At 70.1% G+C, this 22,317-nt stretch carries 19 protein-coding genes; 11 read left to right on the top strand and 8 right to left on the bottom strand.

The window, feature by feature from the left end:
- Positions 1 to 12 precede the first annotated feature (12 nt).
- Together aat and ACN469_RS02435 are read right to left on the bottom strand one after the other, a co-directional pair.
- Positions 13 to 711, bottom strand: a complete 699-nt coding sequence (aat, locus tag ACN469_RS02430) for a leucyl/phenylalanyl-tRNA--protein transferase (protein ID WP_498763744.1) — start codon at positions 709 to 711, stop codon at positions 13 to 15.
- 12 nt (positions 712 to 723) lie between these two features.
- On the bottom strand, positions 724 to 1,566 hold the full coding sequence (locus ACN469_RS02435; RefSeq protein WP_498763746.1) for an LEA/WHy family protein: 843 nt from the start codon (positions 1,564 to 1,566) through the stop codon (positions 724 to 726).
- A 56-nt stretch (positions 1,567 to 1,622) separates the two neighbouring features.
- On the opposite strand from ACN469_RS02435, the gene ACN469_RS02440 reads away from it, so the two are divergent.
- The 11 genes from ACN469_RS02440 (at position 1,623) to ACN469_RS02490 (ending at position 13,579) form a co-directional block, all read left to right on the top strand.
- On the top strand, positions 1,623 to 2,261 hold the full coding sequence (locus tag ACN469_RS02440) for a hypothetical protein (protein ID WP_498763748.1): 639 nt from the start codon (positions 1,623 to 1,625) through the stop codon (positions 2,259 to 2,261).
- Positions 2,262 to 2,328: 67 nt separating this feature from the next.
- A complete protein-coding gene (locus tag ACN469_RS02445; protein WP_498763750.1) occupies positions 2,329 to 2,553 on the top strand; it encodes a hypothetical protein in 225 nt (74 codons plus the stop codon).
- Between the two features lie 136 nt (positions 2,554 to 2,689).
- Positions 2,690 to 4,843, top strand: coding sequence for a TonB-dependent receptor plug domain-containing protein (locus ACN469_RS02450; protein WP_498763752.1), 2,154 nt, complete (start codon positions 2,690 to 2,692; stop codon positions 4,841 to 4,843).
- A 28-nt stretch (positions 4,844 to 4,871) separates the two neighbouring features.
- Positions 4,872 to 5,597 carry an HmuY family protein gene (locus ACN469_RS02455; protein ID WP_498763754.1) on the top strand — a complete coding sequence of 242 codons (726 nt, stop codon included), beginning with the start codon at positions 4,872 to 4,874 and terminating at the stop codon, positions 5,595 to 5,597.
- A 32-nt stretch (positions 5,598 to 5,629) separates the two neighbouring features.
- Complete coding sequence (locus ACN469_RS02460; RefSeq protein WP_498763756.1) at positions 5,630 to 6,721, top strand: hemin-degrading factor; 1,092 nt, start codon at positions 5,630 to 5,632, stop codon at positions 6,719 to 6,721.
- Positions 6,718 to 7,659, top strand: a complete 942-nt coding sequence (locus ACN469_RS02465; protein WP_498763758.1) for a heme/hemin ABC transporter substrate-binding protein — start codon at positions 6,718 to 6,720, stop codon at positions 7,657 to 7,659. The genes ACN469_RS02460 and ACN469_RS02465 overlap by 4 nt, the downstream gene beginning before the upstream one ends.
- Positions 7,656 to 8,759, top strand: a complete 1,104-nt coding sequence (locus tag ACN469_RS02470; RefSeq protein WP_498763760.1) for a FecCD family ABC transporter permease — start codon at positions 7,656 to 7,658, stop codon at positions 8,757 to 8,759. The genes ACN469_RS02465 and ACN469_RS02470 overlap by 4 nt, the downstream gene beginning before the upstream one ends.
- Complete coding sequence (locus tag ACN469_RS02475; protein WP_498763762.1) at positions 8,756 to 9,559, top strand: heme ABC transporter ATP-binding protein; 804 nt, start codon at positions 8,756 to 8,758, stop codon at positions 9,557 to 9,559. The genes ACN469_RS02470 and ACN469_RS02475 overlap by 4 nt, the downstream gene beginning before the upstream one ends.
- A gap of 321 nt (positions 9,560 to 9,880) precedes the next feature.
- Positions 9,881 to 11,548: a hypothetical protein gene (locus ACN469_RS02480; RefSeq protein WP_498763764.1), complete on the top strand. Its 1,668-nt coding sequence runs from the start codon at positions 9,881 to 9,883 to the stop codon at positions 11,546 to 11,548.
- A 180-nt stretch (positions 11,549 to 11,728) separates the two neighbouring features.
- Complete coding sequence (locus ACN469_RS02485) at positions 11,729 to 12,589, top strand: hypothetical protein (protein WP_498763766.1); 861 nt, start codon at positions 11,729 to 11,731, stop codon at positions 12,587 to 12,589.
- A gap of 141 nt (positions 12,590 to 12,730) precedes the next feature.
- A complete protein-coding gene (locus ACN469_RS02490) occupies positions 12,731 to 13,579 on the top strand; it encodes an EamA family transporter (protein ID WP_498763768.1) in 849 nt (282 codons plus the stop codon).
- A gap of 43 nt (positions 13,580 to 13,622) precedes the next feature.
- Here the strand turns inward: ACN469_RS02490 and ACN469_RS02495 are convergent, their stop codons facing one another.
- Genes ACN469_RS02495 through ACN469_RS02520 form a run of 6 tightly spaced genes read right to left on the bottom strand, consistent with a single transcriptional unit; the run spans position 13,623 to position 22,263 of the window.
- On the bottom strand, positions 13,623 to 15,542 hold the full coding sequence (locus tag ACN469_RS02495) for a tetratricopeptide repeat protein (RefSeq protein ID WP_498763770.1): 1,920 nt from the start codon (positions 15,540 to 15,542) through the stop codon (positions 13,623 to 13,625).
- Positions 15,542 to 16,180 (bottom strand): hypothetical protein, encoded by a 639-nt coding sequence (locus ACN469_RS02500; RefSeq protein ID WP_498763772.1) that lies wholly within the window; start codon positions 16,178 to 16,180, stop codon positions 15,542 to 15,544. The genes ACN469_RS02495 and ACN469_RS02500 overlap by 1 nt, the downstream gene beginning before the upstream one ends.
- The gene (locus ACN469_RS02505) at positions 16,177 to 16,695 is read right to left on the bottom strand and encodes a hypothetical protein (RefSeq protein WP_498763774.1); all 519 of its coding nucleotides are present in this window, start codon (positions 16,693 to 16,695) and stop codon (positions 16,177 to 16,179) included. The genes ACN469_RS02500 and ACN469_RS02505 overlap by 4 nt, the downstream gene beginning before the upstream one ends.
- The gene (locus ACN469_RS02510) at positions 16,692 to 19,967 is read right to left on the bottom strand and encodes a tetratricopeptide repeat protein (protein ID WP_498763776.1); all 3,276 of its coding nucleotides are present in this window, start codon (positions 19,965 to 19,967) and stop codon (positions 16,692 to 16,694) included. Before ACN469_RS02510 ends, ACN469_RS02505 begins: the two co-directional genes overlap by 4 nt.
- On the bottom strand, positions 19,964 to 21,631 hold the full coding sequence (locus ACN469_RS02515) for a hypothetical protein (protein ID WP_498763778.1): 1,668 nt from the start codon (positions 21,629 to 21,631) through the stop codon (positions 19,964 to 19,966). The genes ACN469_RS02510 and ACN469_RS02515 overlap by 4 nt, the downstream gene beginning before the upstream one ends.
- Entirely contained in the window at positions 21,628 to 22,263 is a 636-nt protein-coding gene (locus tag ACN469_RS02520; RefSeq protein WP_498763780.1) for an outer membrane beta-barrel domain-containing protein, read from the bottom strand. The genes ACN469_RS02515 and ACN469_RS02520 overlap by 4 nt, the downstream gene beginning before the upstream one ends.
- Positions 22,264 to 22,317: the final 54 nt, after the last annotated feature.

Below are 22,317 nucleotides of genomic sequence, written 5' to 3' on the forward strand. Positions count from 1 at the left end.
GGTTCCCGCGCGTCACCGCGCGGGGGCCTCGGTCCACTTCCCCTGCCGTGTCGGCTCTCGCAGGGCCTTGTGGAGCGCGGCGAGGAAGCGTTTTCGCGGCCACGACTCCGCGCCGAACCTCGCCAGGTGCTCGGTCTCCACCTGGCAGTCCACGAGCTGGAAGCCCCACTCCTTGAAGCGCTCCACCGAGGACACGAAGGCCACCTTCGACGCATCCGGCGCCAGCGCGAACATGCTCTCACCGAAGAACGCAGCGCCCAGCGACACGCCGTACAGCCCGCCCTTCAGCTCGCCGCCCTGCCACGCCTCCACCGAGTGCGCGAAGCCCCGCTCGTGCAGCTCGACGTAGGCCGCCAGCATCTCGTCGGTGATCCACGTCCCGTTCTGCCCGGGGCGCGTCACGCGGCCACACTCGGTGATGACGCGCGCGAAGGCCGTGTCGTAGCGCACCTCGTACTCGCCCCGGGCCATCGTCTTGCGCAGGCTGCGGCCCACATGCAGCGTGTCCGGCGTCAGCACGAAGCGCGGGTCCGGCGAGTGCCAGAGGATGGGGTCCCCCTCGCTGAACCACGGGAAGATGCCGCGCGAGTACGCGGCCAGGAGCCGCTCCGGGCTCAGGTCCCCGCCCACGGCGAGCACTCCGCTCTTGTCAGCGCGCTCCGGAGGCGGGAACAGCTCCGGGTGCTCGTCACTCAACAGGTAGATGGGCACGCACCGCGCACTCTACCGGGACACGTTCAGCTTCACCTCGCCCGAGAGTGAATACGGCACCCGCATCAGTGGACCGGTCAGCTCTCCTGTCACCCCGTAGGGCAGGACACCCCGGGAGATGAGCGCCTTCACCTCCGGCCCCCACGAGTCCTTCGTCACCGCCACCTCCACCGGGTACACCCCCGTGGCGGACGCATCCACGCTGTCCGACTGCGCCAGCGTTCCACTGTCCAGCGCCTTGCCCGCCACCGCCATCTGCCACGTCAGCCCGCTGAGCTTCAGCGGGAACGGGTTGGGGTTGCGGATACCCAGCCGGAGGTTCAACTGCACCTCCTCGGCGGAGTAGCGCGCCCCGTCCAGCTCCTCCACGACGATGGTGGGGAGCCGGGGCACGCGCACCGCGCGACTCGCGGCGAACGGAATCTGTTGCTCGGAGTCACCCGTGCGCACCACCAGCACCCCCCGCAACGCCAGGAGCACCGTGCCGCCCTGCGCGCTCAGCCGCGCCAGGTCCTCCGCGCTCTGGACGTAGGACGCGCGCTCCTCGAAGGACACGTCCCCCGGAGCGCCGGGCCCAAGCCGCGTCTCCAGCTTCAGGGTGCCCTTCTTCAGCACCTTCCCCTCGGAGACCAGCTCGTAGTCGGCGCGCTCCACCACTCCGGGCGCGGCGCTGGCCAGCTGGGCGCTGTAGCGCAGGGTGGCCTCTGTCAGCCCCTGCGACACCACGGACGTGTCCTGCGCGGTAAGGGTGGCGGAACCAGCGGGCCGGGTGGGGGACGAGGCACACCCCAGCCCCACCATGAGCAGTGCGGCAAGCTGGACGACGGGCGAAGTCGAGCGCATCACGCTAGACATTGTGTGCACCCCCGAAGCCGCCCCCAAGGGCTTTTCCGCTAGACTGTCCACCACTCGTGGTCCGACGCCGCCCCAACTTCAACAAGACGGTCCGCTCCCTCATCCGGGACATCGCGACGAAGCTGCCGGAGTTCGCCCACGTGAAGGCGGGCCGCATCCTGGTGGTCGCGGGTGAGGCGCGCCGAGCCTCCCGTGGCACCGTGAAGCCCCTGTGCTTCCGGGGCGGCAAGGCCATGGACCGCACGGGACGTCGCAAGCCCGTCATCCGCATCCGCGGCAGGCGCATGCTGTACTGCATCACCCTGCGGCCCCTCTTCTTCAGGGGCTCCACCGCCCAGGCCCGCCTGGAGACGGTGATTCACGAGCTCTTCCACCTGTCGCGCCGCTTCGACGGCACCCTGCACTCGGGCCGGCGCCACGCCGTGCTCGGCAAGGACTTCGCCCGGAAGCTGCGCCCGCTCGTGCGCCGCTATCTCAAGCTGTGCCCTCCGGAGCTGCTCTCCGCCCTGGCCCTCACCGGCGAGGTGCGCGTCCTCCAGTGGCTGGAGCGCCCAGGCCCCGCCTACGTCCCGGGGACGCACCGACGTGTGCGCAAGGTCTACACCGAGGACCAGCTCTACTACGGCATCGCACGCATGGTGACGCCCAAGCCCCGCGTCCCGCGTGAAGCCGCCGTCCGCCTCAAAGTCCACTGACAGTCCGCTTCCAGGCCGTCCCTGTACACCCCAGGACACTGCCCGTCTGAACAGGTTGACTTTGATAATGAGTATCAATATCGTCCGTCGCGTTTCAGACAGCGGAGTGGTGATGCGCGACGGATGCCAGCAGGGCGGTGAAGCGGGCGAGTTGCGGTGTCTGTGCGGAAGTCTGCTGGCGAGGTTGGTGCCGGAGGGTGTGGAGCTGAAGTGCCGTCGTTGCCACCGCACGCGGGTGGTGCCGCTGGAGCGGCCACCGGGTGGTGCGAGCGCGACGGGCGCACGCGGCTGAGCAGGTGGGAGTTGCCGGGCGTGACAGGGCTCGGGGTGTGTCGAGAGTTGACTGAGGCCAGAGGCCGTCGAGCCCAGTGCCCCGCGGGGACTCCGAAGAAAGGGAGTCCTGTCGGCCATGAGTTGGAGGACGTGGAATGCGTGGGAGTTGGTGTCTCCTCGTGCTGGCCTGTGCCGCCCCTCAGGTGGCGTGGGGCCGCGCGTCGCCCCAGGCGGAGCCGCCAGCTCCTTCGTCGAATGCGTCCACGTCCACGAATGAAGCAGCGCCCGTCGCGGCGGAGTCCGACTCCTCCGTGACGAGCGGTTCCGAGGCTTCGCGAGGAGCCGTCCCGGAGGAGCCTGTCTCCGCCGAGGCGAGCGACTCCGAGGCCGCGGGAAAAGTGTCGAAGCAGGCCGAGGTCGTCGAGGGTCCAGGGGCCCCGGCGACCTCGGCATCTTCGACACCCGCCGAGCAGGACGACGTGCCGGTGGCGCGCACGGTGGTGACGGCGTCGCGCACGCAGGAGCGCCTGGGCGAAACGCCCGTGGCCACCGAGGTCATCTCCCGCGCGGACATCGTCGCGAGCGGCGCCCGGGACGCGTCGGAGTTGCTCGCCGCGCATCCCGGATTGGAAGTGGTGCAGACCTTCGCCGGCGCGTCGCTCCAGGTGCAGGGGCTGGGTCCCGAGTACGTGCTGGTGCTGGTGGACGGAGAGCGCGTCGCGGGCCGTGTCGCGGGCAGCGTGGACCTGTCCCGGCTGTCGCTCGAGGACGTGGAGCAGGTGGAGATCGTCAAGGGCCCGTCGTCGGTGCTCTATGGCAGTGACGCGGTGGGCGGCGTGGTGAACTTCATCACGCGTCGGGCTCGCAAGCCGCTCGGTGGCGAGCTGCGCGCGGCCTACGGCGCGCTGGAGCGGCTGGACCTGGACGCGACGGGCGAGGCGCGTGGCGAGGGCTGGGGCCTGCGGCTCAGTGGTGGCCTGCAGCGCCGTGCGTCCTATGACCTGGAGCCCACCGACGTGGGCACCACGGGCAGCAGCCTGCAGGGATTCGACGTCTCCGCCAGCGGGGACCTGAAGGGTGAAGGGCCGCTGTCGCTGGAGGGCTCCGCCGGCTTCTCGCGACGCACCCAGCGCGGCGTGGACATGGGCGTCGCGGGCGCGGTGTTCGACCGGGCGAGCCGTGACACCTCCATCACCTCGCGGCTGGCGCCTTCGTGGAAGCTGAACAGCGACGCGACGCTGCGGGTGGAGGGCTCCTATACCCACTTCCAGCGCCGCTACCTGAGAGACCAGCGCCGCGCCTCCGCGCTGGACACCGTGGAGGACACGCGCGAGCAGCAGGGCCGCGTGGGCACGCAGCTCGACGCGCGCGTGGGCGAGCGTCACGCGTTCGTCGTCGGCGCGGAGGTCCTGGGCGAGTGGCTGGTGGCGGACCGGCTGGAGACGGGCGGAGGAGACCGGGCCCGGGCGTCGCTGTACGCGCAGGACAGCTGGACGCTGGCGACGGGCCCCAAGCTGGTCGTGGTTCCGGGCGCGCGCTTGGACGTGGACACGCAGTTCGGCACGGCCGTCACGCCCCGGCTCGCGGCGAAGATAGACCCGTTGTCGTGGCTCACCGTGCGCGGCAGCTACGGCTGGGGCTTCCGGGCGCCGGGCTTCCAGGAGCTGCTGCTCGATTTCGAGAACCCCACCGTCGGCTACTCGGTGCGCGGCAACCCGGACCTGAAGCCGGAGCGCTCGCGCAGCTTCAGCCTGTCCACGGAGGTGCGGCCGTCGGACGCCTCGCTCCTCTGGGTGAGCGCGTATCAGCACGCGTTGCGCGACATGATTGCCTCCACGCTCGAGCAGGGCGGGGCGCAGCAGCTCTTCACGTACACCAACGTGGCGCGTGCGCGCGTGCGCGGCGGCGAGCTGGGCTTGCGTCAGCGCTTCCCGTGGCGCCTGTCCGGCGAGGTGGCCTACACGCTCACTGACGGACTCGACGAGGAGCTGGACCGGACGCTGGAAGGCCAGGCGCTTCATCGACTCACCGCGCAGGCCACGTGGCGTCACCGTGAGTGGGGCCTGGAGACGTGGGTCCGCGCGGCGCTCGTCGGCAAGCGGCCCTTCTATCCGGATACGGACGGTGACGGCGTCGCCAATCCCTACCAGTCCGATGCCTATGTCACGGTGGATGCCCGAATCGCTTGGAGGGCGCGTGAGTCGCTCCAGTTCTTCGTACTGGGCTCCAACCTCGCGGATGCGGGCAACCCCACGGACCTGCCCATTCCGCCCCGCACCTTCCAGGCCGGCGTCTCGTTCCGGCTGTGAGTCATCCCTGAAAACTCAAGGAGCCTGAATGTCCCGCCCCACCTTCTTCTCCGTGTCTCGTTTCGGCCGCGCCGCCGCGGTCCTGTGCCTGTCCGGCCTGCTGTCCGCCTGCGGTGACGACCTGGTCCCCACGCCCGGGGACGACGATGACAACACGCCGGAGGCGCCGGACGTCGAGCTGCCCGCGAACGGCACGCACGTGCGCCACGTGGGCGGCAACGCGGATGGCTCCATCTCCACCGTCGTCGACGCCACGGGCCGCGAGAATTGGGTGGGCTTCGATTTGGACACGGGCACGCAGGTGAGCGCGAGCGAGGACGCCGTCTGGGATTTGTCCTTCCAGCGCTTCGGCATCCGCTCGCGCGGTGGCGTGAATGGCACGGGCGGCGTGGAGGTGGCGGTGCTCCCCGCGCAGGACTTCGTGCAGCTCAAGCAGGCGCCCGCGAGCGGCTGGGCGGTCGACGCGAATGACGGCGACGACGAGGGCTCGGACCCGGACACCGTCTTCCAGGCCAACGGCGCCTGGTACGCCTACGACGTGACGACGCACAAGCTGTCGCCGCGCGCGCAGGTGTACGTCGTGCGCTCCGACTCGAAGGCGTACTTCAAGGTGGAGATGCTGTCCTACTACGACGACGCCGGCACGCCCGCGATGCTCAAGCTGCGCTGGACGAAGGTGACGGCGCCCGTCTCGGCTGGCGCGCTCGAGGACGGCGTCTCTCCCAGCGGTTCCCCTGTCGAAGCGTCTCACTGAAGTCGAAGTCCTCCTCTCCCCTGGTGTCTGCCATGATTTCCCAACCTGCCCCCACGGCGTCTTCTCCCGAGCCCACCGCCCTCCGTCAGCGCTGGCAGTCGCTGCTCGAGGCCCAGCCGCGCACGCGTATTCGTGATGCGGCGGAACAACTTGGCGTGAGCGAGGCGCAGTTGCTCGCCACCGGTGTTGGTGAAGAGGTCGTCCGGTTGGACCTGCGGCTCGACACGTTGCTGCCTCGCCTGGAGTCGCTGGGCAAGGTGATGACGCTCACGCGCAACGAGAGCGCGGTGCACGAGAAGCGCGGCCTGTACCGCAACGTCGAGGTGAACGGCGCCGTCGCGCTGGTGCTGGACGAGAACATCGACCTGCGGCTGTTCCTCATGCGCTGGCGCTTCGGCTTCGCGTTCCGCGAGGTCCGTCCGGAGGGCACGCGGCGCAGCCTGCACTTCTTCGACGGCACGGGCATGGCCGTCCACAAAATCTATCTGGAGGACGAGTCCGGCGTCAGCGCGTACGAGCGCCTGGTGGAGGACTACACCCACGCGGAGCAGTCGCGCGCGGTGCCGGTGGAAGCGGCCACGGCGCCGGAGGCTCCCCGTCCGGATGGCGACATCGACGTGGCGGGCCTGGTGTCCGGCTGGCAAGGGCTCCAGGACACGCATGACTTCTTCCCGCTGCTGCGTCGCTTCAAGGTGGCGCGGACGCAGGCGCTCCGGCTGGTGGGGAGCGAGCTGACCACGCCCGTGGGGCTGGCTTCGCTGACGTGGGTGCTGGAGAAGGTGGCGGCCTCGGGCCTGCCCATCATGGTGTTCGTGGGCAACCCCGGCGCCATCCAGATTCACACCGGCCCGGTGCACACCGTGCGAGCCATGGGCCCGTGGATGAACGTGTTGGACCCGAGCTTCAACCTGCACCTGCGCACGGACCACATCCACACGGCCTGGGTCGTCCGCAAGCCCACGCGTGACGGCGTCGTCACCTCGCTGGAGCTGTTCGACGCGGCGGGTGAGAACATCGCGCTGCTCTTCGGCAAGCGGAAGCCCGGCATCCCCGAGCAGCCCGAATGGCGTGCGCTGATGGAGGAGCTGATCGCCGCGCTGCCCGCGACCGGGGTGGCGTCATGAAGCGCGTCACCGTGCTCCTGGCCGCGCTGCTGATGTCGCAGGCCGCGCTGGCCTCGACGCCCGCCGCGCCGGCTGCTCCCGCCGCGCCGAAGATGGCACCCGCTCCCGCCGTGGCGCCGGCTACCTCCGCGAAGCCGGCACCTGCTCCCGCCGCGCCGAAGCTGGTGACGGTGGGGCCCGCTGTCACCGAGACGGTGTTCGCGCTCGGCGCGGGAGCGCAGGTGGTGGGCGTCGACGACACCAGCCTGGCGCTGCCCGTGGCCCGGAGCCGGCCGAAGGTAGGCTACCAGCGCGCGCTGGCCGCCGAGCCCCTGCTCGCGCTCGGCGCTACGTGGCTGCTGGCGACGGAGGAGGCGGGTCCTCCTGGTGTCCTCGAGCAGCTTCGCACCGCGGGAATGGAAGTCGTCGTGTTGTCCAACCAGCCCACGCTGGAGACGGCACGGGAGCGCATCCGGACGCTCGCGACGAAGCTGGGCCGGGTGTCCGAGGGTGAGGCGCTCGTCGCGGAGCTGGAGGCGGACCTGAAGCGCGCCGCTGCTCGGGCCGCCTCGGCGAAGCAGGCGAAGCCCAAGCGCATCCTCGCGCTGTATGCCCGGGGCGCCAACGCCCTCATGGTCGCGGGCAAGGACACGGCCACCGACGAGCTCATCCGGCTGGCGGGTGGCGTGAATGCCGTGACGAGCTACACCGGCCACCGGCCGCTGACGGCCGAGGCGGTGGTTGGCGCGGCGCCCGACATCATCCTGCTCCCCGGGGGCACACTGCAGGCCGTCGGAGGTGAAGAGGGGCTTCGGCAGGTCCCCGGCCTGTCCCAGGCCAAGGGCTGGAAGCTGACCACCATCGAGGACGTCCACTTCATGAGCCTGGGGCCCAAGCTGGGCAAGGCCGTGCAGCGCTTGCAGGACGGCATGGGGCTTCCGGCGCAGGACGGGACATGAGCGCTTCGGACGTGGCTCCCGCTCCCGCTCCCGCGACATACCCGGCGCGGGAGCAGGTGAGGGTGCTCGGCGGGCGTCCTCGCCCGTGGTTCGTGCTGAGCGCCGCGCTCGTGGTCGTCACGCTCACGTCGCTCTCGGTGGGCTCGTTCCGGGTGCCGCTGCTGGGGCTGTTTGGAAGTGTGCTGGAGGCGTTGGGACTGGAGACGGGATATCGGCTGGAGCCGACGCAGCAGGCGGTGCTCCTGACCATCCGTCTGCCGCGCGTGGTGCTCGGGGTGATGGTGGGCGCGGTGCTGGCCACCAGCGGCGCCGCGCTCCAGGCGTTGTTCCGCAACCCGCTCGTGGAGCCGGGCCTCCTGGGGACCTCCAGCGGCGCGGCCCTCGGGGCGGTGACGGCCATCGTCATGGACCTGGCGCTCAGCTCGCGGCTGGGGCCGTTCCGGTTGCTCGTGGTGCCGGGCGCGGCCTTCCTGGGGGCGCTGGGTGCCACGTTGCTCGCGCAGCGGCTGGGCGGGGGCGGTGGGCGCACCGAGACGGCGCGCATCCTCCTGGCGGGCGTGGCGGTGAGCGCGGGCGCGGGCGCGGGGATTGGCCTGCTCACGCAACTGGCCACCGACGCGCAGCTTCGCACCATCACCTTCTGGACCTGGGGCAGCCTGGCCGGCGCCTCGTGGAGCGTGGTGGTTGCGTCCACGGTGCCGCTGCTCATCGCGTTGCTGTTGCTGTTGCGTGATGCGCGCTCGCTCAACCTGCTGCTGCTGGGAGAGCGCGAGGCGTGGCACCTGGGCGTGGACGTGGAGAAGATGAAGCGACGGCTCATCCTCGCCGCGGCGCTGGGCGTCGGCGCGGCGGTGTCCGTCTCGGGCATCATCGGCTTCGTGGGGTTGCTCGTCCCGGCGTTGCTGCGGCTCGCGCTCGGGCCGGACCACCGGCGGTTGATGGGGGCCTCCGCGCTGCTGGGCTCGGCGTTGCTCGTCGCCTCGGACACGCTGGCTCGCACGGCGGCGGTGCCCCAGGAACTCCCTGTTGGTGCGCTCACGGCCATCCTCGGCGTCCCTGTCTTCATCTCGATGCTGGTGCGCGACAAGGGGTTGTCATGAGCCTGGAGGCACGAGGAATCGAGGTGTGGCGAGGCCGGGGCCGCGCGCTCGGGCCGGTGTCCCTGGAGCTGGTGCCCGGCGAGGTCCTCGCCGTGGTGGGGCCGAACGGCGCGGGCAAGTCCACGCTGCTCTCGGCCTTCGCCGGAGAGCTGACGTGCTCCACGGGCGAGGTGCTGCTGGATGGGCGCCCGCTGCTGAAGTGGCCTCCTCGGGAGCGCGCGCTGCGGCTGGGCGTGTTGCCCCAGGAGTCGTCACTCGGGTTCGGCTTCACCGTCCTGGAGGTCGCGTTGCTGGGGCGCAGTCCTCATGCGACGCGGGGCGAGGGGAGCGTGGACATGGAGGCGGCGCTGTCCGCGCTGGAGGTGATGGACATCCGTCACCTGTCGTCGCGGCCCTACACCTCGCTCTCGGGTGGAGAGCGTCAGCGGGCGCAGCTCGCGCGCGTGCTCGCGCAGCTCTGGGAGGCGCCCGCGCACGGTCATCGCTATCTGTTGCTCGACGAGCCGACCTCGAGCCTGGACTTGTCGCATCAGCACCTCGTCCTCGAGGAAGCGACGCACTTCGCGCAGCAGGGCGGCGCGGTGCTCGCGGTGCTTCATGATTTGAACCTGGCCGCGCGTTATGCGCACCGCATCGCTGTCCTGGCGGGCGGCAAGCTGGTGGAGCTGGGAGCTCCGGCCCAGGTGCTTCGACCGGAGCTCATCGCGAGCACCTTCGGTCTGCAGGTCCGTGTCGTCGAGCATCCGGATTCACCCGCGCCTTTCATCATCCCGTCAGGCCGGGCTCCGCCTCCCGCGTGAGCGGGGGGCTTCAAGTGACGCAGGTTGCTTCTCGCGGGGGTGTGCGGCGAACCCGGCCTCCCTCCATGTCGCACCGCCGGGCGCCCGCCCCCGCGAGGAGTGTTTTTTGATACGGCGGCACGTCTCGCCGCCTGCTCGAGGCTTGAGCATGCGGGCAGGCTGAGCCAGGGCCCGTCGTCGTCGGATGGCTGAGCTGGGTTCACGGCCGATGCGGGCAGGCAGGGGACCCCCGCGTCTCCTGCTCATGCTGTCCCGCGAGGACACCGTGTTGTCCTGCCACGACCCCGTCACCCGTGTGGCGGACGTGGAGGTGGTACGGCGTTGGGCTTCAAGTCGGCGGTTCGCGCGGGTGGCTGGGCGCTCGTGTTCTGGGCGTTGGGCGTGGGGTTGCTGGCCTGTGGCGCGGGCCCGGGAGACATGCCGTGTGACGCCGCTTGCGAGGCTTCTGATGAAGCCTGCCGGATGGCCGCGTGCTCCGACGCGCCCGATGAGGCCGTGAGAGCGCAGGTCGACTGCTCCACGCTTCCCGCTGGAGGTCGGTGTCTGGGGCCTCGCGTGGTGGAGCGCTGTCACGACGGGCAGCTCGAGCGAGAGGACTGCGCGGCGGGTGATGCCTGTGTCGAATCCGAATGGGGCGGTGGTGCTCGCTGTGAGGCCGGCGCGGTCTGTGTGGAGAGCACGTCGCGTTGTTCGGCCACGGGTGCACTGGAGCGTTGCTCCACGGGGCGCTGGCTCGAGGAGCCGTGTGAGGCGGGCTGTATCGCGGAGGGGAATCGGGGCTGGTGTGGCGCGCCGGGGCGGACGCTGAGCGGCGTTGCTCGCTACGAGCGTCGCTTGCCCGACGCGGCCTTCCACGACTGGACGTCAGAGGCGGAGTGGGTGCCGGCGCGCGGCTTTCTCGTCGCGTCCTTCCAGTCAGGTGTGCTCATCGACCTGGGGGTGACGGACGGCGTGGGCCGCTTCACCGTGCGCCTGCCGAAGGAGGTGGGCCCGGAGGACCAGGTCGTCGTGTACGCGGCGGGGCAGGGGAAGAAGGGCTCGGTGGAGTACGCGGTGGCGGACCCGGGCTTGTCCGGTGCGCAGACGCTGCCCGTGACTCTGGGGGCCTCCGCGCGATTGTGGAGCTGGGCTCGTCCGACGCGGGAGCTGCTGGAGTCGCCCGTGGTCGCCATCGAGGAGTCGGAGGGCTCTGGCGCGGCGGCGGTGTTCGAGGCGCTGAGCGCCGCGTGGAATGGCACGCGCGAGCGTTATGGCCGCACGGGGCTGCCCGTGGTGGCGTGGCTGGGTTTCGGGACGACGTGGTCCTGTGGGGCGTGTTTCGCGCCGTGGCAGGTGACGGCGGCGGGGAGACGCTGGGGCGCGCAGCTCTGGCTGCCGGGAGACGCCGACGCGGCGTGGTGGTCCGAGGCGATGGTGCTCCACGAGCTGGGACACTGGGCGATGGCGAGCCACGGGACGAGTCCCTCCGAGGGTGGTTCTCACCATGTCGGCGTGCCCACCTTCCCAGGGCAGGCGTGGAGCGAGGGCTGGGCTACGTGGTTCAGCTCCGACATGCGCCGCAATCCCCGCTACTACGACAGGCAGGGCGGGACGATGTTCTGGTTGGACCTGGAGACGCGCTCGCCGGAGCTGGTCTCGTGGTCTCGACCTCGGCCCGAGGATGGACTGCTCCAGCCGATTGAAGAGAACGAGGTGGCCGCGATGCTCTATCGGCTGGGCACTGGCACGTCGTCACGACAAGCCATGTATGAAGCGCTCGCGGCTCCGTCGATGAACCTGTCTCCGTGGGCGAGGGGTTACCGCAAGCACACGTGGCGGATGGTGGAGGGCAAGCAGGTGGACGTGGTGGAGACGGCGCAGGCCGCACCTTGTCTCGCGGACTTCCTGGACACGTTGATGTGCAAGGGCTACCCGCGCGCCTTGATGGACGCCGCCACCGAGCCGACCGTGGCGTATCCGTATCCCAGCCATGCGCCCCTGTGCCGGTGAGTCCGTGATGCACACCTTGGGGCCTCGGGGGCCAGTTCTGGAGTGCACGGTGTCGATGATGGAACGTGTCTGGCGAGAAGACCGGGAGGCCCTCGTTCACCCTGATGTTGTTTCGGTGGTTGAAGGGGTGGGGCTTGTTGTCCGAGCGCGCGTGGGGAACTCCGTTCAGGGAGCGTGCTCATGACCTCGCGACGACGCATCGCGGGCGCGGTGCTGGCCCTGGCGCTGATTGGAGCGCTCTCGGCGGGAGTCGCTTCGGGCGTGGAGCGAGCCCGAGGCAAGCTGCGCAAGCCTCCCGAGCCTCGGCCTCCCTTCTCCCAGCAAGATGAAGCTCCGTCGCGCGAGGTCCACCAGGACGAGGACGCTTCGCGCCTCGTGACGCGGACTCGAACTGCTCCGGTGTCTCCTCCGAAAACCCTGCCGGCGGACACCGCGTCGACCGAGTCACCGTCGAAGGTGAAGTCTGGTGGAGCCCGTCAGGTGCGTGAGGCGGTCCACCTCGTCCCCAGGCGAGGTGTGGTGGTGGGCGAGGAGCCCACGGAAGAGTCCTCGGAAGACACCGCGACCACGGAGTTGAGAGGCGGCTCCTTGGCGGGGCTCACCACGCGAGTGCCCGCGCCAATGCGGGTGAGCTGGCGCGTGGTGGACGCCGAAGCCGGGGGCCTTCGACTCGTGGCCGAGGTCGAGCGAAAGGCGGGCTTCAACGTGCCCATCGCGGTGAGCATCGTGCTGCCGCCGGAGGCACGGCTCGTCGAAGGGACGACGGACTTCGTGCTCCCGGAAGGCGCGGGCGAAGATGTGCGCGTGGCGCCTTGCGTGGTGAGCGTGATGCAGGGCGTGGTGCCACGGACGGACCTCGTGCTGGTGGCCCATGCGGAGGGCTCGGCCTTCGGTGCCCATGCGGAGGCGCGCTACACCTTCGGACGACGTCACCTCGTCGAACAGCGTCCTTCGCCCACGGGTCCCATCCTGCCAGCTCGCTTCCTCTCGGACGATGCGCCGGAATCCGCTGACGACTCCGAGGCGGATGACGCTCCCTGAGAGATGCCCATTGTGGTTTGAACCGCTGTGGCCCCCAGTGCTTCGTCTCTGACGGAGGGTCGCTCCCTTCGCATGAGGACTGCGAGACGCGTGGGGACGCGCTACATACGGGCCCTCTCCGCTGTCGAGGAGGCTCGTCCGTTGGAAACCGCTGCCCTGGGGCTGGTGCTGGTCTCCGCGTTCCTGCACGCGTCGTGGAACGCGATGCTCAAGCGGCATCCGAACCCCGAGGCGGGCGTGGTGGGCGTCATCACGGTGGCGGTGGTGGGCGGTGGCCTGTGGGCACTCGGGATGCGAGGAGAGGCCTTCCCGTCCACGCGAGGGCTGCTCTGGGCGCTCGGGGCAGGGGCGTGTGAGAGCGTCTATCTGGCGGCGCTCTCCCGTGCGCTGCACCGTGCACCGCTGGGGCTCGCGTACACCGTGTCACGCGGTGGCGCGATGTTGCTGGTGTGGCCCGTGTCCGTGTTGGCCCTGGGAGAGTCCGTCTCCGCGTGGACCGTCACGGGGGCGGTGGTGCTGGGCGGCGGACTTGCCGTGATGCACCTGTCTCGGCCCACGGGGCCCGCTGCGTCCGGAGTCGCATGGGCCGCGCTGTCGGCGGTGACCATCGCGGGCTATCACCTGAGCTACAAGATGGCGCTCTCCGAAGGTGCGCAGCCGCCGGCTCTCTTCACCACCGGCCTGCTCGTCGCGTTGCCCGTGCTGGTGCTGGAGCGGAGCCGGCAGATGGGGTGGGCTGGTCTCCAGCGAGAGGCGTGGAGCCGTCCCGGGCTGGTCATCTTCTCGGGGACCATCAGCATGTTGTCGTTCGCGCTGCTGCTCTCGGCGCTGAACGACAGCGGGGCGGGGGCGGTGCTCACGCTGCGCAACACGTCCATCGCCTTCGCGCTCGCACTGGCCGCGCTTCAGGGAGAGCGACTCGGACGTCGCCAGCTCACGGGCGCGGCCCTGGTCTCCGTGGGCGCGGTGCTGCTGGGCATGCCCACGTAGGGCCAGCCCTCCCCGCCGGAGCGGGAAGGGACCACCGTCGTGCCTACTCCGCCTTCGCGGACGCACCCAGTCGCTTCAAGGCGAGCTGCGCGTCCTCGTGGTTGGGCTGGAGCTTCAGCGCCGCCTCGTACTCCTGCTTCGCCTCATCCAGCCGCTTCGACGCTTCCAGGAGCTGTCCCAGCGCGTTGTGCGGCTCGGCGAAGGTCGGGTCCACCTGCGCGGAGCCACGGAAGGACTTCTCCGCGTCCTTCGCGTTGCCCTGCTGGTACAGCGTGTGGCCCAGGTACAGCAGCAACAGCGAGTTGCGAGGCTCCACCGCCAGCGCGTCGCTCAGCACCTTGCGCGCCTTCGCGCCGTCGCCACCACGCAGGTACAGGAAGCCCAGCTCGGCCCGCGCCTCAATCTGCGCCGGGTCCTTCGCCACCACTTCCTCCAGCTCCGTCACCGCCAGGTCCGGACGACCGCGCCGCGAGTGGACGATGCCCAGCCGCGCCAGCGCCGCCGTGTCCGCCTCCTCGCCCTCCTTGGGCCGCAGGTACGTCTCCGCGCCGGGATAGTCCCCCATGGCCATCAGCAGGTCCGCCAGGGCCAGCTTCGCCGCGCGGTGGTTCGGGTCCTCCTTGAGAATCGCCAGGTACAAGGGCTGCGCCTTCGCCGACACGCGCTTCTTCGCGTAGGTGTCCGCCAGCGACAGCCGGTTCTCCACCGTGGGCGACAGGGCGATGCACTCCTCGTACTGCGCAATCGCGCCGTCCAGGTCACCCTTGGCCTTCAGCGCCTCGGCGTAGCCCGCCCGCGCGGCGGCGTCCTTGGGGAACGCCTCCACCGCGGTCTTCAGCGTGGCAACCGCCTCTTCGGCCTTGCCCAGCGAGAGGTACGCACGCGCGAGGCCCTGATACGCCTCGGTCGTCCGCTTCCCATCGTCGGTGCTCTTGTCGATGGCCTTCTTGAAGGCCTCCACCGCCTGCTTCTTCTTGCCCTGCTCCAGATACAGATGGCCCAGCTGCGTGTACGGCCCGCTCGCCCGGCGCGGCTCCAGCACCAGCGCCTTCTCGAAGGCCTTGGTGGCGCGCACGTTGTCGCCCAACTGGTAGTAGGCGAGCCCCAGGTTGAAGTGGGCCTCCGCGTACTTCGAGTCGGCCGCGATGGCCTTGAGGAACGCCTCGGTGGCCTTGCGCGGGTCGCCCTTCTCGTTCAGCGCCACGCCCAGGTTGTTCTGTGCGCGCGCGTGCTTCGGGTCCGCGGCGATGGCGCGCTGGTACTCGGCGATGGCGCCGTCGAAGTCATTCTCGCGCAGCAGCAGGACGCCCAGGTTGTAGTGCGCCTCCGCGTCGCCCAGCTTCTCGCGCGTGGCCTCTCGCAGCGTCTCCTTGGCCTCGCCGTTGAGCCCCTTCTCCGCCAGCGCCTTGCCCAGGTTGACGCGGGCGACGTTCAGCTTGGAGTCCATCTTCAGCGCTTCACGGTACGCCTCGATGGCGTCGTCCGTGCGGTTGGCGCGCTGGAGCGCCTCGCCCAGGTTGAAGCGCAGCTCCGCGTCCTTCGGCGCCAGCTCCACCGCCATCGAGTACTGGCTGATGGCCACGTCATTCTCGTCCAGCACGCGGGCCAACAGGCCCCGCTCCGAGCGCAGCGACGCGTCCTCGGGGAACGCCGCGATGGCCTGGTCCAACAGCGTGCGCGCGGACTCCGCGTCGCCCGCCAGCCGCAGCGCCCGACCCAGCGCGAGCCGGGGCGGAATCAGGTCCGGCTCCACCTCCACCAGCTTCTTCAGCGGCTCCACCGCCTTCTTCGGCTTGTTCAGCGCGAGGAAGGCCGTGCCCAGGCGGTAGAGCGCATCCGCGTCGTCCGGGGACGCGCGCAGCCGGGCACTCTCCACCGCGGCGGTGCGCTCGAGCGCGGCCGCGTCCGGCGGAGGCGCCTGGGCGGTGAGCAACTGGAGGACTAGGACGCCGGCTTTCGTCATCACAGGTTCTCCACGTAGGGACTGGCACGCGCGTCGAACGTCTTCTTGGCGAGGGCCGTCTTCTTCGCCTCCCAAGCCTCCCGCGTCGTCTTCTCTTCCTTCTCTTCCTCGGTGAGGTCGGCGAGCTCTTCCTTCACCTCCGCCTCACACTCGGCCACCTGCTCCTCGAACTCCTTCGGGTCCAGCTTCTCGCTGCCCTCCACCTTCGCCTTGCGCGCGGCCGTCAGCTTGGCGAACTCGAACTTGGCGAAGGCGCAGTTGCGCGACAGCTCCGACACGTCACGCAAGCCCACGGACAGCCGCTGCTTCGCGCGCAGGTACTCCACGCGCGCCTCGGACTCCTCGATGGCCAGCTTCGCCACCTCGCGGGAGACCTCGTCCGTCGCGCGGTCCACCTCGTCCTCCGCCGCCTCCTGGCGGGAGCGGGCGCGGCGGATGCTGTCGCGGGCACGGTCAATCTCGTTGTTGTTCTCGTCCACCTTGTCGACGGCGAGCGCCAGCTCGTTCTCCGCCTCCAACAGCTCGATGCGGACTTCGAACGGGAGCTTCTTCACCAGCGAGCCGGGCACCTTCATGCCGTAGCTGGGGCCGCACGCGGCCAGGAAGAGCGGAAGGGTGAGCAGGACGATGTGCTTCATGGAACGGTCGCCTCGAAGCTGCCGAAGATGGTGCGGCCGGAATAGATGTCGATGCCGTTGACGAAGGTGACGTGGAAGTCACCCGTGACGCGCTGGCCCTGCCCGGTGGGAATCTTGTCCACCACCAGCGTGCCGCGCTCCAACTGCGGGAAGGCGCGCGCGGGCTCGTCCAGCACACTGCGCCCGATGACGCCGCGCTGCGCGCCGCCCTCCAGGGCCTCGGCCAGGTCGATGGTGAGCCCGCCGGTGTAGCCCTCGGGAATCATGTCCCCCACGCGCGCGCTGACCTTCAGCACGGTGTTCACCCCGGAGCCCTGGGGCGTGACGAAGTTGATGGACAGCTCCCCCTCGGCCAGCACCGCCTCCGAGCGCTTGTACTTCAGGTCCAACAACGGCGACACGCTGCCTTCCAGCGCGCCACCCTCGTCGCTACACGCGCCCAGCCCGGCCACCAGCGCCAGCAGCGCCAGGGCCCGGAAGCCGTGCGAGTGTGTCGGGTGGAGGCGCGCGTTCACTTGCACGCCTTCCATCCCGCGGTGTCCACGTCGGCGCCGTTGAGCGAGCCCACGTCCTTGAGGACGGCCAGGTCCCGCCGCGCCCCGTCCACGTCGCCGAAGCGGCAGCGCAGCGCGGCCAGGTTGAGGCGCGCCTTGTCGTAGGTGGGGTCGGAGTCCATCGCCTTGGCGTACGCGGCGCGCGCGCCCATGGCGTCACCCATGTTGAGCAGCGCCCAGCCCAGCGCCGAGTGCGCCGAGGCCTTGGTGTCCTGAAGCTCCGTCACGCGGCCGAACGTCAGCTGCGCCACGCCGAACTGACGGGCCTCCAGGTACGCCATGCCAAGTGCTTCCAGCGACTCCACGCTGAGCGTGCGCTCGGCCTTCTTGCGCAGGTCATCCAGCACGGCCAGCTGCGTGGGCGCCCCCGGCTGGGGCACCGGCAGCGCGGCCTGCTCGGCGCGCGAGCGGCAGCCCACCACCGCGGCGCTGAAGACATCCAGCGACTCCGCGCGGGACAGACACGCCTTGAACGCCTCCTCCGAGCGCGACTTCAGCGGGCCGACCTGCTCCTTCACCGCCGCCTGGAACTGCTGCGACTCCGACGCGGAGAGGCCGCCCGGCACCGGCGTGGACTCGACGACGTCCGCGATGTGCCCGTACGCCAGCGCCAGCCGCCACAGCGAGGCCACCGCCCACTCGGGATAACCCAGCGACGCGGCCTGCGTGTAGATGCCCTCCAGGCTCTGCAGCGCGGCGACCTTCTCCTCTACCTTGTCCGACGGCAGGTCCTTGTAGCCGCGGTAGAGAATCTCGCCCAGGTACCACAGGCCCCTGGCCGCCTCTTCCGTCTGGCCGTCGGGGCCCTGCACCGCCGTGGTGAGCGTGGCCACCAGCGCGTCCGCGGAGGCCGTGGGCGAGGTGACTGCCTGGACCTCCGCCAGCACCGCCGCCGCTCCCGCGCTGCGCGGGTTCAGCTTCAGCGCGGAGTCCGCCGCCAGCTTCGCGCGCGGGTAGTCCTTCGCCTTCAGCCGCGCCTCGGCCAGCAGCACCAGCACCTCCGACTTGCGCGCGCCGGACACCTCCGCCGCCGTCTCGAGGTTGCGGGCCGCTTCCTTGTACTCACCCAGCGCCATGCGCAGCCGCGCGCCCGCCAGCCACCCATCCACGCCGGCGATGTCCGCGCCCAGCTTCTGGCCCACCTGCTCGAACCACGTGGCAGCCTCGCCGAACGCCGCCGCCTCCGCCGCGTGCCGGCCGAGCGTCAGGAGCACGTCCGACAGGTACTGGCTCTTGGGGTAGTCCTGCGACAGCTTGGTGCCCAGCTCGCGCTCGGCCTGCAAGTCCCTCTTCTCGCGCGCCGCCGTGAAGGCGCCGTACAGGGCCTTCTCGCCGATGTCGGTGTTCTTGTTCTCGTCGGCCACCTTCACGAGGCCCTGGATGACGTCGCCCGTCTCCTGGGCGCTCTGCAGCGCCAGCTCGTCCAGCGCCTCGGCGCGGCTCTGGGTGAGGATCTTCTGCACCTCCGCGCGGAAGTTGCCGGGCAGGGGCGAGGTGAGGAACTTCTTGCCCGTCTCGTCCAGGCCCTTGAAGTCGTTGACCTGCCGCAAGCTGTCCAGCGCCAGGTTGCCGGCGACGGTGGCTTCCTTGTGCTGCGGATGGGTGAGGGCGAAGGCGGTGAACAGCTCCGCCGCCTTGGGGTAGTCGCCGTCCTCGTAGAAGGCGCGGGCGATGTTGAACTTCACATCCAGGACGTTGGGGCTCTTGGGGTAGCGCGACACGTAGTCCGCGCCCAACAGCTTCATCGCCTGACGCGCGTCCGCGACTTCATACGCGTTGCGCTTGAGCGCCTCCTCCGGCTTGAGCGTGGAGAAGTGCGCGAGCAGCGCGGCGTAGAGGGCCTCTTCCTCGCCCTTGGCGTCCTTCGCCTTCGCCTCGTAGCGGGCCAGCTCCTCGAACTGACGCGCGGCGCGCGTGTAGTCCTTGGCGGAGAAGAGCGCCTCCGCGCGGTTCTTCATCATCGGCCGCACGTACTGCTCGGGACGGAAGAGGCTCAGGTACGCCTCGTACGCCTCGGCGGTGCTCAGGTAGAGCTCCTTCTCCTCCTTCTTCTGCGCCGCCAGGTGGAGCAGGGTGGCCAGGTCGCGCCCCATCTCCTCCAGCTCCACGAGCTGCTTCTTGCGGTCCACCTCCGCCAGCTCCGGGTCCGTCTTGGACTGCACCGCCGCGCGGACGAGGATGCGCAGGTCCTCCGGCTCCGGCAGCACCTTGCCCTTGGACGCCTTGAGCGCGTCGTAGAGCTTCTGGCCGCGCTCCAAATCCAGCTCGGGGTCGTGCTGGATCTCCATCAGCTTGCGCAGCGCGGGGATGGCCCACTCGTACTGCTGCTTGATGAAGTAGCGGTTGCCCAGCTTGTCGAGCGCCAGCGCGTAGGTGGCGCGGCTCTCGCTGAGCTTCTCGAAGTAGTTGAGCGCGCCCTTGGGCGGCTTGGCCTCCGTGTAGCTGTAGACGAGGTCCAGCAGAGCCTCGCGCTTCACGTTGAGCGCCTTCTTCGCGTCCATGCCGGGCAACGGGGCGCTGGCGGCGGCGGCCTCGAAGAACGTCACCGCCTCCGCGTGCTTGGCCTGGTTCACCCGAATCCAGCCCATCTTGTAGCGGGCCAGGTCGTGCACGGGGGAGGGCGGGGCCTCCAGAATCGCCTGGTAGTGGCGCTCGGCCTCGACGAGGTCCGCCTTGTCGAAGAAGTGGTCGCCCAGAATCTGTTCCGACTCCAGCCGCAGCGGGCTGTTGGGGAACTTGCGCGTCAGGTCGCCGAGCGTCTTGAGCATCTCGTCGAACTGACCGAGCTCGCGCTGCTCGTGCGCCAGGTAGAACGTCACCTGGTCCCCGTCCTTGAAGTCCGGGTACTCGCGCAGCAGCCGGTAGTACATCTGCACGGCCTTCTGCTTCATCAGCCGCGTCTCGGGGGAGACGATGGCGCCCGAGGCTCCCTCCGGCCGCGACTCGGCCTGGAGGTAGTACACGTAGCGGCTCTTCTCCACGTACAGCTCGGCCAGCCGGAACTGGAGGTCCGGCAGGTACGGCGCGTTGCGGCTCTTCGAGATGAGCTTCTGCGTCTCGCCGATGGCGCGGTCCACCTTGAAGATGTCGCGCTTGAGCTTGGCGATGAACTCGTCGCGCTCCTTCGCCTTGGAGACAATCGGGTTGAGGCCAGGGCCCGCCGCGCGGCCCGTGCCTCCGGGGGACGCCGCCAGCAGGGCAGCGGTAATCAGGCCGGTCAGGTGGCCGGTCATGGGGTCTCCTCGATGCAGCGGCTCTCGATGCTGACCCGGTACGACTTGAGCTCGTCGTTCCAGTATTCGCCGTCGAAGCGGAAGGCGACGCTGTCGGGCGTCAGGAGTTGCTCATCCTCGGGCGCCACGAGCTTCGCGCCCTTCTTCACGCGCTCGTACAGCTTCAATCCCACTTCGTATTCCATCAGTCGCACCTGCTCCGCGGCGCGCAAGAGCGTGTCCGCCTCCTGGCGCACGGCCTCCGCCAGTCGCGCGTCGTACACGCGCACGGCCTCGGCGCGGGACAAGTCGTACAGCTTCGTCAGGTGCGTGAAGAGCCGGTCGCCGAAGCTGCCGGCGTAGCGGCCCAGGCGCTCGCCCTCCAGGTCCAGCGTCTCCACGAAGCGCGCGGCGCGCTGGGTGCCACCGTGAGAGTTGGCCGCGCGGCGCAGGCGGATGTCCTGGGTGAGGTCATCGCGGTTGCGCACCGCCTCCAGCGAGTCCGCGAACCTGCGCGTCAGCTCCTTCGCGGCGCGCTTGGCGGGCAGGTAGTGACAGAGGTCGCGGTAGATGAGGGCGCGCAGCAGGTACTTGTCCGGGAGGAACTCGTCGCGGAACGACGGGGCGTCCAGGGTGGTGAGGATGCCCAGCGACGCGCGCGGCTCACCCAGCTTGTAGCGGGTCCACGCCTCCTCCAGGTAGAGGCTGGCGCGGCCCGGGTCCAGCTCCGGCAGCTTCACCAGGTTGTACGCCTCCAGCGCGCCCGTGTACTCCAGGCGCTCGTAGCGCAGGCGGGCCACCGCGAGCGCCGCCTCGTTGCGCGCCTCGCGGGTGAGCTTCTCGTCCTTGGACAGGCCCAGGAAGTCGGCGATGAGCTCCTCGGAGGGCTCCTTCACCTGCTTGAGCCGGGTGACGAGCAGCGCGAACTTCGCGCGGCTGGCCTCGGCGCTCGTCTCCGACAGCTTGGCGAAGTGCGTGTTGGCCCAGCGCTCGTTACCCACGCGCAGGTCCACGAGGCCCTGCTGATAGTGCGCGTACGCGCCCGTCTCCTCGGGGAGGAAGCCCAGGTCCAGCGCGCCGAAGACCTGCTCGTCGATCATCACGTCGTCGTGCGGCCGGTCCGTCAGGTCCTTCAGCGTGTCGAGCGCGCGGGGGATGACGTTCGGGTTGGAGCGCTCACGGGCGATGCGCGCCAGGTAGGACGCGCCCGCGTGCGTGAGGCCCAGGTCGATGAGGCTCCGGGCGAGGAAGTACTGCGCCCAGGCGTAGTTGTCGTCCGTCTTGGGCGCGGCCTGGAGCCAGGCGTAGAGGGGACCCGCGGCGGCGCGCGGCTTGCCGTCGAAGTAGTCCTGCAGCGCCTTGTCGAAGACGGCCGGGTCCACCTTCTGCGGCACGGGCGGCGGCGCCTCGGCGGCGGCCTCCGGCTTCTTGTCGGTCGCGGGGGCGGCCGTCGCGGGCGCGCCCTCGGTGCCGGCTGTCGGCGCACCGGACTCGGCGGGCCTGGCACCAGGCGCGGCGGGAGCGGGCGTGCCCGTGGCGGGCCTGGCACCGGGCGCGGCCTTCGCGCCAGCGGTGGGCGGTGGTGGCATGGGCAGCGAGCCACCGCCAGACTGGGCGGGAGCCGTCGCTGGAGACACGACGAGCGCGGCGCTGGCGAGCGCGGCGATAAGTGAGCGAGAGGTCATTCCGTGGCGCCGAAGTTGAACGCGGTACCGAGCTGGACCACGGGGACGTTGATGATGCGCGAGGCCCCCGCGAACACGACGTTGTTCGTCACGTCGAGCCGGAAGGACAGCGTCTTGCCGGAGAACATGCGCACGCCCAGGCCCAGGTTGATGGCGGGGCGGAAGCCGTCCTGTCGGTCAATCTTCACCACCGTGCCGCCGCCGAGCAGGAACGCCTCGAAGTGCAGCACGGAGCTGTTGAGCACGGCCGTCTTGCCGTAGAGCGGGCTCCAGACGAGGTCCGAGCCCACCATCCACTGCACCTGGTCCTCGAACGCGGAGGCGGTGGGGGCCACGTCGAAGTCGCGCTCGAGTTGGCGGCGCAGCGACGTCTGGATGTTGTAGCTGTAGGTGCCCCGGCCCACCTGCCACGCGAACGTGTCGCTGAAGTGGTACGTGTACGAGACGCTCCCGATGAGGCCCTTGTAGAAGGCGTCGGCCGGCAGCACGCCGACCCCGAGGTACAGCTCGTGATTCATCCGGTACTGCCGCTCCTGGATGGCGGAGACGGCGCCGGGATTCTCGAGCGCCTCGGCCTGTGCGCGGGCAAGGCCGGGCGCCAGGAACAAGAGAATGAGCAGGGCGTATCGCACGGTGGGGGCTTCCTGGCGGATGAGCGGAACGAAACGCGGGTTGGGGAGAGCCCG

This window comes from Corallococcus terminator (genome assembly GCF_049194865.1).
Classification (GTDB): Bacteria; Myxococcota; Myxococcia; order Myxococcales; family Myxococcaceae; genus Myxococcus; species Myxococcus terminator_A.